Consider the following 13,857-nt stretch of genomic DNA (forward strand, 5'->3'; position numbering starts at 1 on the left):
CATAAATCTCTCATTGACTCTGCACCAACCAATGGAAGGAACTGAAACCATGCAAATCCAACCGGCACTTTTTGAAACCCACCAGATCCGTCGCATCTATGATGAGGAAACCGAAATCTGGTGGTTTTCGGTGGTGGATATCATTCAGGTGCTGACTCAGCAATCTGATTATCAAACTGCTCGAAAGTATTGGAATAAGCTAAAAGAGAGGCTTGGTAGGGAAGGAAATCAGTCGGTGACAAATTGTCACCGACTGAAATTACCTGCTGCTGATGGCAAAAACTATCTTACGGATGTTGCTACCGCCGAAACCTTGTTGCGTCTGGTGCAGTCTGTTCCTAGCCCGAAAGCTGAGCCGATCAAGCTCTGGTTGGCCAAGGTCGGTTACGAGCGTATGCAGGAGCTGGCTGATCCAGCATTGTCTTTGAACCGCGCCCGTGAAACCTGGCAGAAGCACGGGCGCAGTGAAAAGTGGATTCAACAGCGTATGACCGGTCAGGAAACACGTAACAAGCTGACTGATTACTGGGCAAACCATGACATCAAGAAGGGTGAGGAGTTTGCGATTCTTACCAACATCATTCATCAGGAGTGGTCAGGGGTGAGTGTGAAAGACCACAAAGAGATGAAAGGCTTGCAGAGTCAGAATCTGCGCGACCACATGAACGAAGCTGAATTGATTTTTACTGCGTTGGCGGAATTATCAACCCGCCAGATCGCTGAAACAGATGACGCAACCGGTCTGGTTGAAAACAAGGTAGCGGCCACAAAGGGTGGGGCAATTGCCAAGCAGGCACGTAAGGCTCTGGAGGCTAAGACCGGCAAAAGTGTGGTGACGGGTGATAGCTTTCTACCGTCTGGCAAAACATCGCGCAGCAAGAAGGTAAAGTAAGTTGTGGGGCGGCTGACGCCTCGATACCGAATAAATATTGCTAAGGAGATAACGGCATGACTACCCCAATCCGTCCCAAAGACCGGGATGCTGTCATTCAATCATTACGTGCGGGTGTGGTACCCCGTACCGGCCAGCACCTTATCCAGGTTGGGCGGGTAAATGAGATTGCTGCCCTTATTAAAGACATTGAACGGATCGCAGATAATGGTTCTGGTATCCGTTTTGTCATCGGAGAATACGGCTCCGGCAAGACGTTCTTTCTGAATCTTATCAGGGCAATTGCCCTTGAGAAACGGCTGGTTACTGCCCATGCGGACTTGAACCCTGACAGACGTCTTCACGCTACCGGTGGGCAGGCGCGCTCACTGTATGCGGAGATGATGCGCAATATTTCAACCCGTTCAAAGCCGGACGGTGGAGCAATGCAATCTATTGTGGAACGGTTTGTTACGGAGGCGCTTAAAGAGTCTAAAGCCACCGGTAAAAATGCAGAGGCAGTTATTCATGAAAAACTGGAGTTTCTTTCTGAAATGGTGGGAGGCTATGATTTCGCCCATGTTATCGCCGCATACTGGAAAGGACACGACGCAGGGAACGAGCAGTTAAAAGCGGATGCAATCCGTTGGCTTCGTGCAGAGTTCACTACTAAAACCGATGCTCGTAATGCACTTGGCGTGCGGACCATCATTGATGACGGTACTTTTTATGACCACCTAAAGTTGATGTCCAGGTTTGTGAGGCTTGCCGGATTTGAGGGGATGCTGATCTGTCTGGATGAACTGGTAAACCTGTATAAATTATCGAATGTTCAAGCCCGAAATTCAAACTATGAGCAGATTTTGCGGATACTGAACGATTCCTTGCAGGGTACTGCTGTTGGGCTTGGTTTTATCATGGGCGGGACACCAGACTTTCTTATGGATACGCGACGGGGGCTTTACAGCTATTCGGCGCTTCAATCCCGTCTTGCTGAAAATACCTTTGCCGTTAAAGGATTGGTAGATTACAGCGGACCTGTTTTGCGTCTGAGCAATTTGAGCCCTGAAGATTTCTATATCCTGCTGGGAAAAATCAGGCATGTCTTTGCCTATGGAAAAACCGACGACTACCTTATTCCTGATGAAGTCCTCAAAGCCTTTATGGAGCATTGCTCCAAAAAAATCGGAGATGCCTATTTCAGGACTCCGCGCAATACAATTACCAGTTTTGTCAACCTCCTTTCGGTTCTGGAGCAAAACCGTCAAATAACGTGGCAGGATATTCTTGGAACAGTGGATATCAGGCCGGATGTCAATCCTGATTTGGACTTTACTCCTGAAGAGACGGTAGCTGCCAGTTCACAGGCGTCTCTGATAATGCCTGCTGATGACGAGGATAGTCTTGCATCCTTCAAACTCTGAGGAATCACAAGCTTTTTTTCTGCTCGATGAAAAGATCCGTCGATGGGTCTGGGAGCAGGGATGGACGGTCTTGCGGGATGCACAGGAACGGGCAGTTGCCCCGATTCTTGCCGGTGATACTGATGTAATTATTGCGGCGGCAACGGCAGCAGGTAAAACTGAAGCCGCGTTTCTCCCCATCTGCTCAAAACTACTGTCAAAGGAAAACCAGAATTCCTGTGTTGTCTACCTTAGTCCTCTGAAGGCGCTTATTAATGATCAGTTTTCCCGAATGGAACAGTTGTGCGAGCGCCTGGATATCGCCGTGCATCCATGGCATGGCGATATCTCTGGTAGCAAAAAAAGCAGATTTCTTAAGAAGCCAAACGGTATTCTCCTGATTACCCCTGAATCTGTCGAATCACTCTTCGTTAATCATGGTAACGCCATTCCCCAGCTTTTTGAAAATCTTCTGTACATTGTCGTCGATGAACTTCATTCCTTCATTGGTTCTGAGCGGGGCCAGCAGTTACAATCGCTGCTTCATCGGATTGAATGTGCTATCAAGCGGAAAGTCCCGCGCATTGGATTGAGCGCAACCATTGGCGATATGCAACTTGCATCACAATTTTTGAGACCTGATGGCGTTAGTGAGACAGAAATGATTGTTTCAACGACCACTGGTCAGGAACTTCAGTTGCTTCTGAAGGGATATCTTCAGAAGCAACCGCCCTTGGTGCTGGCAGGAGAGGCCGAAGCAGACCTACAGCCGGATGGTAGTTTGCTTGATATAGGTGACAATCTTTTTAAAACTCTGCGCGGAAGCAGCAATCTGATTTTTGCCAATAGTCGAAATAGAGTGGAGTTCTTTGCCGACCTACTGCGGAAACGGTGTGTGGAACAGCAACTACCAAATGAATTTTGGCCACATCATGGCAGCCTCTCAAAAGAACTGCGTGAAGATGCGGAAGCGGCAATTAAAGATAAGTCTTGCCCAGTCAGTATTGTTTGTACCTCTACTTTGGAGATGGGAATAGATATCGGTTCTGTGGCAAGCATTGCTCAGGTGGGTGTGCCACCCTCCGTTGCAAGTATGCGTCAGCGTCTTGGTCGTTCTGGAAGAAGGGATGGCGCCCCGGCTGTTCTGAGGATGTATATTCAGGAGGATGCATTAACAGAAAAATCTGACCTTGCTGACTGTCTTCGTGCCGGTCTGGTACAGACCGTTGCCATGGTCAGGCTCTTGCTGGAAAAATGGTATGAACCACCTCCTGCTGGTGGCCTGCATTTGTCAACTCTTGTTCAGCAGATGCTGTCATTGATTGCCCAGTGTGGCGGGGTTACTGCTGTGCAGGCGTACAATGTCCTGTGTAAAAATGGTCCCTTTTCACTTGTTGGTCAGCAGATGTTTACTGCGTTTTTGAGAAACCTAGGTGAACAGCGTCTTATCATGCAGGCAAGCGATGGTTTGCTCTTGCATGGGCAGATCGGAGAACGAATCGTTAATCACTATTCGTTTTATACTGCATTCTCAACTGTAGAGGAGTACCGCTTGGTGTCTGGCGACAGGACGCTTGGTACACTTCCGATTGATCGGCCTGTTACCGAGGGTTCTTTGCTGATCTTTGGAGGCAGGAGATGGCTTGTTGAAGAAGTGGATTCAGCCAAGAAGGTCATTGTATTGAAGCCATCAAAAGGCGGGGCACCCCCAGTTTTTGGCGGGCAGGCCGGATGGGTTCATGATCGGATCAGGCAGGAAATGTTTGTTGTTTACTCAGAAAGCCACGTCCCGACTTTTCTTGATGCCAAGGCAAAGACGCTTTTGGCGGAAGCACGGGTAAACTTCAGTCGTTTCAGTCTGGAGAGTAAGAGGATAGTGACGCAAGGCAGCACAGCGCATCTTTTCTGCTGGATGGGCGACAGGGTGCTGGACACCCTGGCGGCCATGCTCAGGTCAAAGGGGATTAAGGCCACAAATGAAGGGATTGCAATTGCTGTGTTCAATGCATCACCGGTTGAAATTCAAGACGCTTTGCGGGTTTTGCTAGCGGAAGGGAAACCTGATACTTACGAGCTGGCAAGATCAGTAGAAAACAAGGTGTGCCAAAAATACGATCTATTCTTGTCTGATGACTTACTTAGTAGAGATTATGCCGCTTCAAAGCTTGATGCCGAAGGTGCGTATAACGCCTTGAAAAATATGCTGAATTAGGAATGTGTAGAGAAGTTTTGTTGCCAACTTCTATGGAAACACAAGACGGATTTAGGTAATGAAAAGTCAATAATCCTGTGCCTTAATTAATCCTGGAGTTCACGATATATTGTGTTGTTTTTAGGATGATTTAGTCCGATTTTAAAGGAGTTTTATAATGAGGCAGTCTTTCGTAACAAGCGGTGTCTGTAATCTGTTGATGCTTTCTGCTCTTGCCAGCCCGGCCATGGCCGGGGGAGCTTTAAAGCAGTATGATCTGAAGGATTTTTTCGGCAAGCCGGAGCGTTCTGTTTTCAGGCTTTCCGATGACGGGAAAACCCTCGGGTTTATGCAGCCGTACCAGCGTCGTCAGAATCTGCATGTGGTTGCCCTGCCTCCTGATGGCAAGGCGCCTGACTTTGCCACGGCAAAGCGAATTACGGCTGAAACAGAGCGGGATATTGCAGGCTTTTTCTGGAAGGGGAATGATACCATTCTCTATGTGAAGGATTTTGGCGGGGATGAAAATTATCATCTGCTGTCGGTGGATCTGAAAAGCGGCACCGTCAAGGATCTTACCCCCTTTCCCAAGATCCGTGCGTCGATTGTGGATGACCTGCTGGATGATCCTGAGCATGTGTTGGTGCAGCACAATAAGCGGGATCCGCAGTTTTTTGACGTGTACCGGGTTAATGTCAAAACCGGTGATGCCCGCCTGGTGGCAGAGAACCCCGGCAATATCACCGGCTGGATCACTGACCATACTGGCCGTGTCCGGATGGCCTCAACATCAGATGGCGTCAATACCAGCCTTTTATATCGCGCTACTGAAAAGGATGCCTTCAAGACTATCCTGACCACAGACTTCCGTACCTCGGTCTCGCCCCTGTTTTTCACCTTTGATAACAAAGCACTGTATGCCCTTTCAAACCGTGACCGTGACAAGACCGCGCTGGTAGTGCTTGATCCGAACAACGCTACGGAATCACAACCGCTTTTTGAACATCCAGAGGTTGATCTTGGCGGAGTATCCTATTCCCACAAGCGTAAACTGCTTACACAGGCAAGTTTCACCACCTGGAAGAGCCAACGCCATTTCTTTGATGCTGAAACCAGATCAATCTACGACAGCCTTCAGAAAAAACTGCCCGGCTATGAGATCTCTCTGCAAAGTGAAAACCTGGCTGAAGATACCTTTGTTGTGGCAGCCTACAATGACCGTACCCAGGGTGCCCGCTATGTCTACTCGCTTAAAGCCGATACCCTGACCAGCCTGGGTGAGATCAATCCCCGGATCAATCCGGCTGATATGGCCAGTATGAAGCCGATAACCTACAAGACACGGGATGGCCTGACCATTAACGGTTATCTGACGCTGCCGGTGAACCGTGAGGCCAGGAACCTGCCGGTGATTGTCAATCCCCACGGCGGGCCGTGGGTTCGGGATTCATGGGGCTATAACCCGGAAATCCAGTTTCTGGCCAATCGCGGTTTTGCGGTGTTCCAGATGAACTATCGCGGCTCAACCGGCTACGGCAGGGCCTTCTGGGAGAAGAGCTTCAAGCAGTGGGGCAGGAGCATGCAGGATGATATTACGGACGGCGTTGCCTGGCTGATCAAGGAGGGGATTGCCGATCCCAAGCGGGTGGGGATCTATGGTGGCAGCTACGGCGGCTATGCCACCCTGGCCGGAGTGACCTTTACCCCTGATCTGTATGCTGCAGCGGTTGATTATGTTGGGGTTGCCAACCTGTTTACCTTTATGGAAACCATTCCTCCCTACTGGAAACCGTATCTGGCTATGATGTATGAGATGGTGGGGGATCCGGTAAAGGACAAAGCTGCGCTGACGGCTAGCTCTCCGGTCTTTCATGCAGGAAGAATCAAGACGCCGCTGTTTATTGCCCAGGGGGCAAATGATCCCCGAGTGAATAAGGATGAGTCTGACCAGATGGTGGCTGCCCTGAAGAAGCGTGGCGTTGAGGTGCAGTATCTGGTGAAGGATAACGAAGGACATGGCTTCCATAATGAGGAAAACCAGTTTGAGTTTTACGGGGCCATGGAGGCGTTTTTCAGGAAACATCTGATACAAGGGCACGATGCACAAAAATGATGTTCTGTGAATCTGAAGTAATGAGGATATCGGTATGAGTCATCATCCACAGGTACCGCAGCACTTTCGTGGGCGCTGGTCCAGCCGGCTGGGGTTCATCATGGCTGCCGCCGGTTCTGCTGTCGGTCTTGGCAATATCTGGAAATTCCCCTACATCACCGGAATGCACGGCGGTGGCGCCTTTGTGCTGTTCTACCTCTTTTGTATTGTTGCCATTGGTCTGCCGCTGATGATGGCTGAGATGGTCATCGGCAGGCATACCCGCAAAGATCCGGTGGGGGCCTTTAAACGGCTGAAAGGTGGCGGCTGGACACTGGTGGGCTGGATGGGGGTAGTGGCCGGTTTTGTCATTCTATCGTACTACTGTGTGGTGGCCGGCTGGGCTGTGGATTATCTCTGGCTGGCGTTGAAGGGAACCTTCTCCCATCACCATGCCGATCAGGTCCCACAGTTGTTTGGCGACCTGCTAACAAGCGATCTCAGCCAACTGTTCTGGCAGGCCATCTTCATGGTTACCACGGTGATGATCGTAATTGGTGGGGTTAAGGGCGGTCTGGAACGGGCCAACAAAATTATGATGCCGATTCTGTTTCTAATTCTGCTTGCGCTGGCCGGTTATGGTCTGATCTCGCCAGGTGGTGCCAAGGCGTTTCAGTTTCTGTTTGCGCCGGATTGGAGCAAATTGAATCCACCTGCCATGCTGGAGGCGTTGGGGCATGCCTTTTTCAGCCTCAGCCTCGGGATGGGGGCAATGCTGACCTATGGCAGCTATGCGGATGAAGATATAAACATCCCCAAGGTAGCCATTACCGTTTCTGTTATGGATACCCTGGTGGCGCTACTGGCTGGTCTGGCAATCTTTCCGATTGTCTTCAGCTATGGCATGGCCCCTGCGGCCGGTCCTGGCCTGGTTTTTAAGACGTTGCCCATTCTGTTCAGCCAGATGCCGGGTGGTACCTTGATCGCCATTCTGTTTTTCCTGCTGCTGGTGTTTGCCGCCCTTACCTCGGCCATCTCCCTGCTGGAAGTTGTGGTGGCCTACTACTGTGATGAGCTTAAATGGGATCGCAGCAAGGCAACTCTGATTGCAGGGGCGCTGATCTTTGTGCTGGGTGTTCCCTCGGCACTTTCCAACAATATGCTGAAGGATTGGCACCTGATCGGTTCGCGCAATTTCTTGGATTCAATGGATTTTATGTCAACCAACTATCTCTTGCCGTTGGGAGGACTGTTGATCACCCTGTTTGCAGGCTGGATACTGACCCCTAAAGTTGGCAGGGAAGAGCTGTTAAAGGGTGGGGGATCCCAACGGTTTTACCGGATCTGGTTTTTCCTTATCCGGTATGTGTCGCCGATTTTAGTGGCGTTGGTATTGTTGAATAAGATCGGCCTGTTTTGAGCGGATATGCAGTAGTAATATCGTGTTGTTAGCAGGATAGCGGTTGATTGATGGAGCCCCACATGCAAAAGATAAAAATTCTGTTTTTGGTGCTGTCTGTTCTGCTGTTATCTGCCTTCAGTCTGCAGGCAGCCGAGCAGCCCGCTTTTGTTGGCAGGTATTACCTGCAGGGGGTGAGGGAGGTCGGTTCAGAGCTTTTGCTGCGTACTAACGGTAGCTACGCCTGGATGCTGGCATATGGTAATCAGGATCATAGCTCTGAAGGACGTTGGACCCGGCAGGGTGACAGCATTGTGTTAACGGCAGCAGTACCTTCAACCACAGGCCCCTTATTTCAGTTGGACACGAAGAAACCGACTGAACCCTGGAATTTTGAAGCGGAAAAGGCGTTGCAGGAACAGTTGTATGCAGGGCAGCGGGAAGCGGTGCTGAAGGCCTGCCCTTTTCTTGATACTGCTGAGTATGCGTCTGCACCAAAAATGATTGGCGTACCGGAATCATCAAAGGCAGAGCGTCAGCAACAGGCTGATGCGGCACTACTCAAGCTGCATAAGGCAACAAAGGCTGTAGAGCTGGCTGCTGCGAACGCTGTGAAGCACAATTCTCAAACAGCAATGCAGAAGGCGGTTGAAGCCATGGACCGGTTTCAGGAGGCCTGGCTGACAGCAAAAGAGACCAATGGGGATGCTGGAAGGCCAGCGCTTAAGCGTCCGGTTCTACACTGGCCAAAGAGTTGCCAAATGCCGCAGGAACCGGATGTGCAGCAGGATCGTCCTGCTTCCTGGTCACGGCAGGGAGTCGGTGTTGTGGTGCGTGACAGCAGCAGTGGATCTCCCCTCTACCGTCTGAAGATAGGCTTTGTTTTGGCTGATGGTGCCAGACGTGCTGCTGTTTCATCCGGGGCTGTCGCTGTTGTCAGGCTTGGAGCTCAGGAAAAGGTAATTGCCCTTGAGCTTAAGGCAGGCCCTGGACAGCTTGAGACCTTGACCCTGCCTCCTGGCACCGTTTCTGGTAGCATCTATCAGCTGCTGGTTGATGCATCTCGGCTTGTACAACCTTTTTTCCGTGAGTTACGTCTGGAAATTGAAGGTAATGCCTTGGTATGGCCTGAAACCGGCGGACGGTATCAACGTTGATATCGCACTGTAGCCAGGTCTGTCCCGGCAAGTAGATGCTGCTGTTTTTTTATCCCCCACCTTGCCAGACACCAATTCCCTGATATAGTTCACCAAATAGTGCGTAACAGCTGTTCACAACTTCCTGAACCTTTTTGCGGAGCTGATCTCAAGCTGCAGGAAACACAAGCGGGCATACTTGTATGATGCATAAGACTGATAATCAGAGCGTTGGCAGCCTTACTAAAACCGCAGAGTTGGACTGTGCTGCTGTCCAAAGCGGTGTTTTTGAGTCGGAACAGGCTGTTACCGATATCAGGCATGAGCTTGTCAACGCTAACCACGCCATTCTGCTTGGCGCAAACCTGCTATCACGTTACTGGGATGACATTATTTCAAGTCTGGATCAGTATGATGGCCGCTGTGATGATGATCTGTTTTCCAGCGATGACTGCCTTGAAGCCAGAAAAAACGGAGCAATGGTGATTGCAAGTATTGTTGCGTCAGCCCGCAAAATTGAAGCCCGACTCGCCGGATTAAAAGAGGGCGTTAAGCATAGCGCCGGTAACACCGCATAAAGGGGGTAGGTGTGGAAAACAGTTGTGCCCTGAAAGGCCCTGTGCTGGTTGTTGATGATGATGAACAGGTTGCCAATATGGTGGCATTAACCCTGCAGTCGGAAGGGATTGCAGATCTACGCAAGGTAACCGATAGCCGTCAGGTAATGGATATCCTGAAGCAGGACGGTGCCTCACTGATACTTCTGGATATGATGATGCCGAATCTCAGCGGACGGGATCTGCTGCCTTTGATCAAACAGGAATATCCCTATCTGCCGGTTGTAATGGTGACCGGCCTTTCTGATGTTGAAACCGTTGTAGAATGTATGAAGGCTGGCGCCTACGATTATCTGCTGAAACCGGTTGAACCCAGCAGATTGATCGCCTGTGTTAAAAATGCGCAGCATGTTAATGACCTGCGAAATGAGATCAGTATTCTGAAGCAATATCTGCTTACCGATCGACTGAAGCAGCCCGAGGCCTTTACGGAGATCAAGACCTGCAGTAAGAAGATGCGTTCAATTTTTCAGTATGCTGAGGCGGTTTCAGGCTCTCGTCAGCCGGTCCTGATAGCTGGAGAAACCGGTGTTGGCAAAGAGTTGATGGCCCGTGCCATCCATCAGCTAAGCGGGGTCAAGGGCAGTTTTGTGGCGGTCAATGTGGCTGGTCTGGATGACGCTATGTTTTCGGACGCCCTGTTTGGCCATGTAAAAGGGGCATTTACCGGTGCCGACCAGGTACGGGAAGGCCTGATCAGGAAGGCTGCAGGGGGAACGCTGTTTCTGGACGAGATCGGTGACCTGCACGGTGCCTCTCAAATCAAACTGCTGCGGCTGTTGCAGGAAGGTGACTATTTTCCTGTTGGTTCCGATTCCGTTAAAAAGAGTGATGCCCGGATCGTTGCGGCAACCAATCATAATCTGCAGGAATCGATGAGAGCGGGGCGGTTCAGAAGCGACCTCTATTACCGGCTTTGTGCCCATACCATTGAACTGCCGCCGTTGCGGGAGCGCCCTGAGGATATACCGCTGCTTACCATTCACCTTGTTGAAGAAACGGCCCGTGTCTACGGAAAACAACCTCCTTTACTCAGTGCAGAGCTGATACCTCATCTTCGTGCCCAGGCATATCCAGGTAATATCAGGGAGTTGCGGGGACTGGTGCTGGATGCCATGGCCCGCCATCAGGAGGGGCTGCTCACCTGTGAGCATTTCAGGCTATCCAAAGAAACGTGTCGTAACAGTGTTCAGGTAGGTAACAGTAACCATCTGTTATCATTGTTTGGTCACTTTCCTTCGTTCCATGAGATAGAGGACTACCTTATTGATGAAGCGCTTACCTTAAGTAGTGGCAACCACAATCTGGCTGCATCTCTGCTTGGCGTCACGCGTCAAACCATCACCAATCGCCTTAAAGCCCGTGCTAATGGCAAAACTACCGCCTGAAACGCGCTTGTTGTAATGGCTATTCCGCTTCGTTGGCCAGACGCTAATCGTTGACCCACCTTAAGTAAAAAACTTACCCCAATGTAAAAATTTTTACCGGCCGATCTAACTCTGTGTTCCTGCAGTATTCCTTTGCAAAGAGCCTGTCTGCGAAGTCACCCGCCATATAAATATTTGGCTGATATTCTGTTGTCTGTTTTATTTAGTTTAATAAAACAAGGTGATTAGCTCTGTGTTGCTCCTCGGCATGCTTTCTGTAATAGAAACTCTCACCCGTAGCGGATGTCGTGATGCAGGAATCTGGCAATGTAACGGTGAACAGATCACCGGGAGGACAGTATGAAAACAGAGCATACAGGTATTGCCACCAACCTTTCAGGTGACTGGACCATGAACGGTATTCCCCAACAGGTACAATCCTTAATGGCGATCTCCAACGGCGTGGGCGGTGTCGTACCCCAAAACAACCGATTGGTGGTTGATTGCTCAGGTATCAAGGCGATCGACATAAGTGGTTTGCAGCTGCTGTATGTCTGGGTGCAGTGTCTGCAGATAAAAGGCTTGCGTGCTGAACTGGTTAATCTGTCAGACGGCATGCGTTCAACGGTGCATAAGGTTGGCTTGCATAAGCTGTTTGAGGCTTCGCAGGATGTGGCCCTGTCATAGGTGCTACCACTGATGCATGAGAGGGGCGCCATGTCTGCAGACCTTTCACAATTTTTTCAGGTATTTTTTGAGGAAAGTACCGAGCATCTGGCAGAAATGGAGCGGATACTGCTTTCCATTGATCCCCATGCGCCGGATGAAGAGGAGTTGCACGCCGTATTCCGGGCTGCCCATTCCATAAAAGGCGGTGCGGCAACCTTTGGTTTTGGAGACATGGCCGCCACCACCCATACCCTTGAATCCCTGTTGGATCGGGTGCGTCATCATGAGTTGGGCCTTACTGCTGAAATGGTGGATGCCTTTTTAGAAACCAAGGATGCCATTGCCATGTTACTGGCCGGGCATCGCGATAAGACTCCGGTGGATGAAGCTGTTGTTGCGTCAGCCTGCAACAAACTCAAGAGTATTGAGGGTGGTGAGTCCCATTCGTCACCAGAGCCGGTTACAGACAGTGCTGAGGCACCTGCTACGGACAGTCCTGATGCTACTACAGAATACCGGATTGTTTTTACACCGCCAGCTGATCTGTTTAAGCGGGGGGTGCGGGTTGAGCCGCTCTTTGATGAGTTGGCAAGCCTGGGGGAACTGTCGGTAACGGCAGAGGTGGCGGTTCCTGATGGTTTTGATGGCTATGATCCTGAACAATGTTACCTGTGCTGGAATATGACCCTGAACAGTACGGCCCAGCTGGAAGAGCTGCGCGATATCTTCATGTTTGTGGCAGACGAAGATGAGATAGTAATACAGCTTGTTAAGCCTGCTGACCTTCACCACGATCCCCCCACCGTACCTGAAACCAATTTGAAAAATAGCGAGAGCAGCAGAAATCCAGCTCCTGAATCACCGGGCAGACGTCTCTATGACCGGGACGAAACCGCTCCCAACGCCTTTGGGCGCAGGCCGGTTGATGGAACCGAGTCTTCATCCATCCGGGTAGGTGTCTCCAAGGTGGACCAACTGATCAATCAGATGGGCGAGCTGGTCATTACCCAGGCCATGCTGGCCCAGACCGCTCAACAGTTTGATCCGGTCCTGTACGAAAGCCTGCATCGCGGCATGGAGCTTCTCCAGCGTAACACCCGTGATCTGCAGGAAAGTGTCATGTCGATCCGTATGATGCCGATCAGTTTTATCTTCAGCCGCTTTCCCCGGCTGGTGCATGATCTGGCAGCCAAGCTGGGTAAGCAGGCGGAGCTGAAGCTGGTGGGTGAAACCACTGAACTGGACAAAGGTTTGATCGAAAAACTGGCCGATCCCTTGACCCACCTGGTACGCAACAGCCTTGACCACGGCATAGAATCCCCTGAAGAGCGCAGACAGGCAGGTAAACAGCCAAACGGTACCATTACCCTGCGTGCGGCCCAGACCGGAGGACGGATTGTGATTGAGGTGATTGATGACGGTGCCGGACTCAATCGTACCAGGATACTGCAGAAGGCATCTGAGAACGGCCTGGCAGTGTCAGATGAGATGAGCGACGAAGAGGTCTGGCAGCTGATCTTTGCCCCCGGCTTCTCCACGGCTGAAAAGGTTACCGATGTCTCTGGCCGTGGAGTGGGTATGGATGTGGTGATGAAAAATGTTCAGGCCATGGGTGGCCGCGTCTCCATTTCATCAGAATCCGGCAGGGGCAGTCGCGTACTGGTATCCCTGCCGTTGACCCTGGCTATCCTGGATGGGCTCTCGGTGCGGGTGGGGAGCGAGACCTTTATTGTGCCGCTCAACTCGATCATCGAGTCACTCCAGCCGCAGCTTGATGATATCAATGCGGTGAGCGGCAACACCACCGTTCGGGTGCGGGGAGAGTATCTGCCTCTGCTGCGCCTGAATGAAATCTACAGCATCAAGGGTGCTGTAGATCAGCCTGAACAGGCGGTGGTGATGATTGTGGATGCTGAAGGTGAGCAGGTGGCGTTGTTGGTAGATGAACTGCTGAATCAGCACCAGGTGGTGATCAAGAGTCTGGAGACAAACTATCGCAAGGTGGATGGCACAGCCGGAGCCACCATCATGGGAGACGGTCATGTCGCCCTGATCCTTGATGTGGGTGATTTGGTTCACCTGTGGCGTAAAGCCCCGCAAATCTAAAGGAGG

10 protein-coding genes are annotated in these 13,857 nt (G+C 50.9%); all 10 read left to right on the forward strand.

Annotation, left to right across the window (positions count from 1 at the left end):
- Nucleotides 1-31 precede the first annotated feature (31 nt).
- The 10 genes from B5D39_RS03785 (at nt 32) to B5D39_RS03830 (ending at nt 13,851) form a co-directional block, all read left to right on the forward strand.
- Nucleotides 32-892 (forward strand): BRO-N domain-containing protein, encoded by an 861-nt coding sequence (locus tag B5D39_RS03785; RefSeq protein ID WP_244161348.1) that lies wholly within the window; start codon nt 32-34, stop codon nt 890-892.
- A gap of 56 nt (nt 893-948) precedes the next feature.
- Entirely contained in the window at nt 949-2,295 is a 1,347-nt protein-coding gene (locus tag B5D39_RS03790) for an ATP-binding protein (RefSeq protein WP_078789066.1), read from the forward strand.
- The gene (locus tag B5D39_RS03795) at nt 2,276-4,486 is read left to right on the forward strand and encodes a DEAD/DEAH box helicase (protein ID WP_208610545.1); all 2,211 of its coding nucleotides are present in this window, start codon (nt 2,276-2,278) and stop codon (nt 4,484-4,486) included. Before B5D39_RS03790 ends, B5D39_RS03795 begins: the two co-directional genes overlap by 20 nt.
- A 157-nt stretch (nt 4,487-4,643) precedes the next feature.
- Nucleotides 4,644-6,578: an alpha/beta hydrolase family protein gene (locus B5D39_RS03800; RefSeq protein WP_078789068.1), complete on the forward strand. Its 1,935-nt coding sequence runs from the start codon at nt 4,644-4,646 to the stop codon at nt 6,576-6,578.
- A 34-nt stretch (nt 6,579-6,612) separates the two neighbouring features.
- On the forward strand, nt 6,613-7,977 hold the full coding sequence (locus B5D39_RS03805; protein WP_078789069.1) for a sodium-dependent transporter: 1,365 nt from the start codon (nt 6,613-6,615) through the stop codon (nt 7,975-7,977).
- A 62-nt stretch (nt 7,978-8,039) separates the two neighbouring features.
- The gene (locus B5D39_RS03810) at nt 8,040-9,113 is read left to right on the forward strand and encodes a hypothetical protein (protein WP_078789070.1); all 1,074 of its coding nucleotides are present in this window, start codon (nt 8,040-8,042) and stop codon (nt 9,111-9,113) included.
- A gap of 182 nt (nt 9,114-9,295) precedes the next feature.
- Entirely contained in the window at nt 9,296-9,670 is a 375-nt protein-coding gene (locus tag B5D39_RS03815) for a hypothetical protein (RefSeq protein ID WP_078789071.1), read from the forward strand.
- Between the two features lie 11 nt (nt 9,671-9,681).
- Nucleotides 9,682-11,097 carry a sigma-54-dependent transcriptional regulator gene (locus tag B5D39_RS03820; protein WP_078789072.1) on the forward strand — a complete coding sequence of 472 codons (1,416 nt, stop codon included), beginning with the start codon at nt 9,682-9,684 and terminating at the stop codon, nt 11,095-11,097.
- 339 nt (nt 11,098-11,436) lie between these two features.
- The gene (locus tag B5D39_RS03825) at nt 11,437-11,763 is read left to right on the forward strand and encodes an STAS domain-containing protein (RefSeq protein WP_078789073.1); all 327 of its coding nucleotides are present in this window, start codon (nt 11,437-11,439) and stop codon (nt 11,761-11,763) included.
- 12 nt (nt 11,764-11,775) lie between these two features.
- A complete protein-coding gene (locus B5D39_RS03830; RefSeq protein WP_078789074.1) occupies nt 11,776-13,851 on the forward strand; it encodes a chemotaxis protein CheW in 2,076 nt (691 codons plus the stop codon).
- Nucleotides 13,852-13,857: the final 6 nt, after the last annotated feature.

This window comes from Trichlorobacter thiogenes (assembly GCF_900167465.1).
Classification (GTDB): Bacteria; Desulfobacterota; Desulfuromonadia; order Geobacterales; family Pseudopelobacteraceae; genus Trichlorobacter; species Trichlorobacter thiogenes.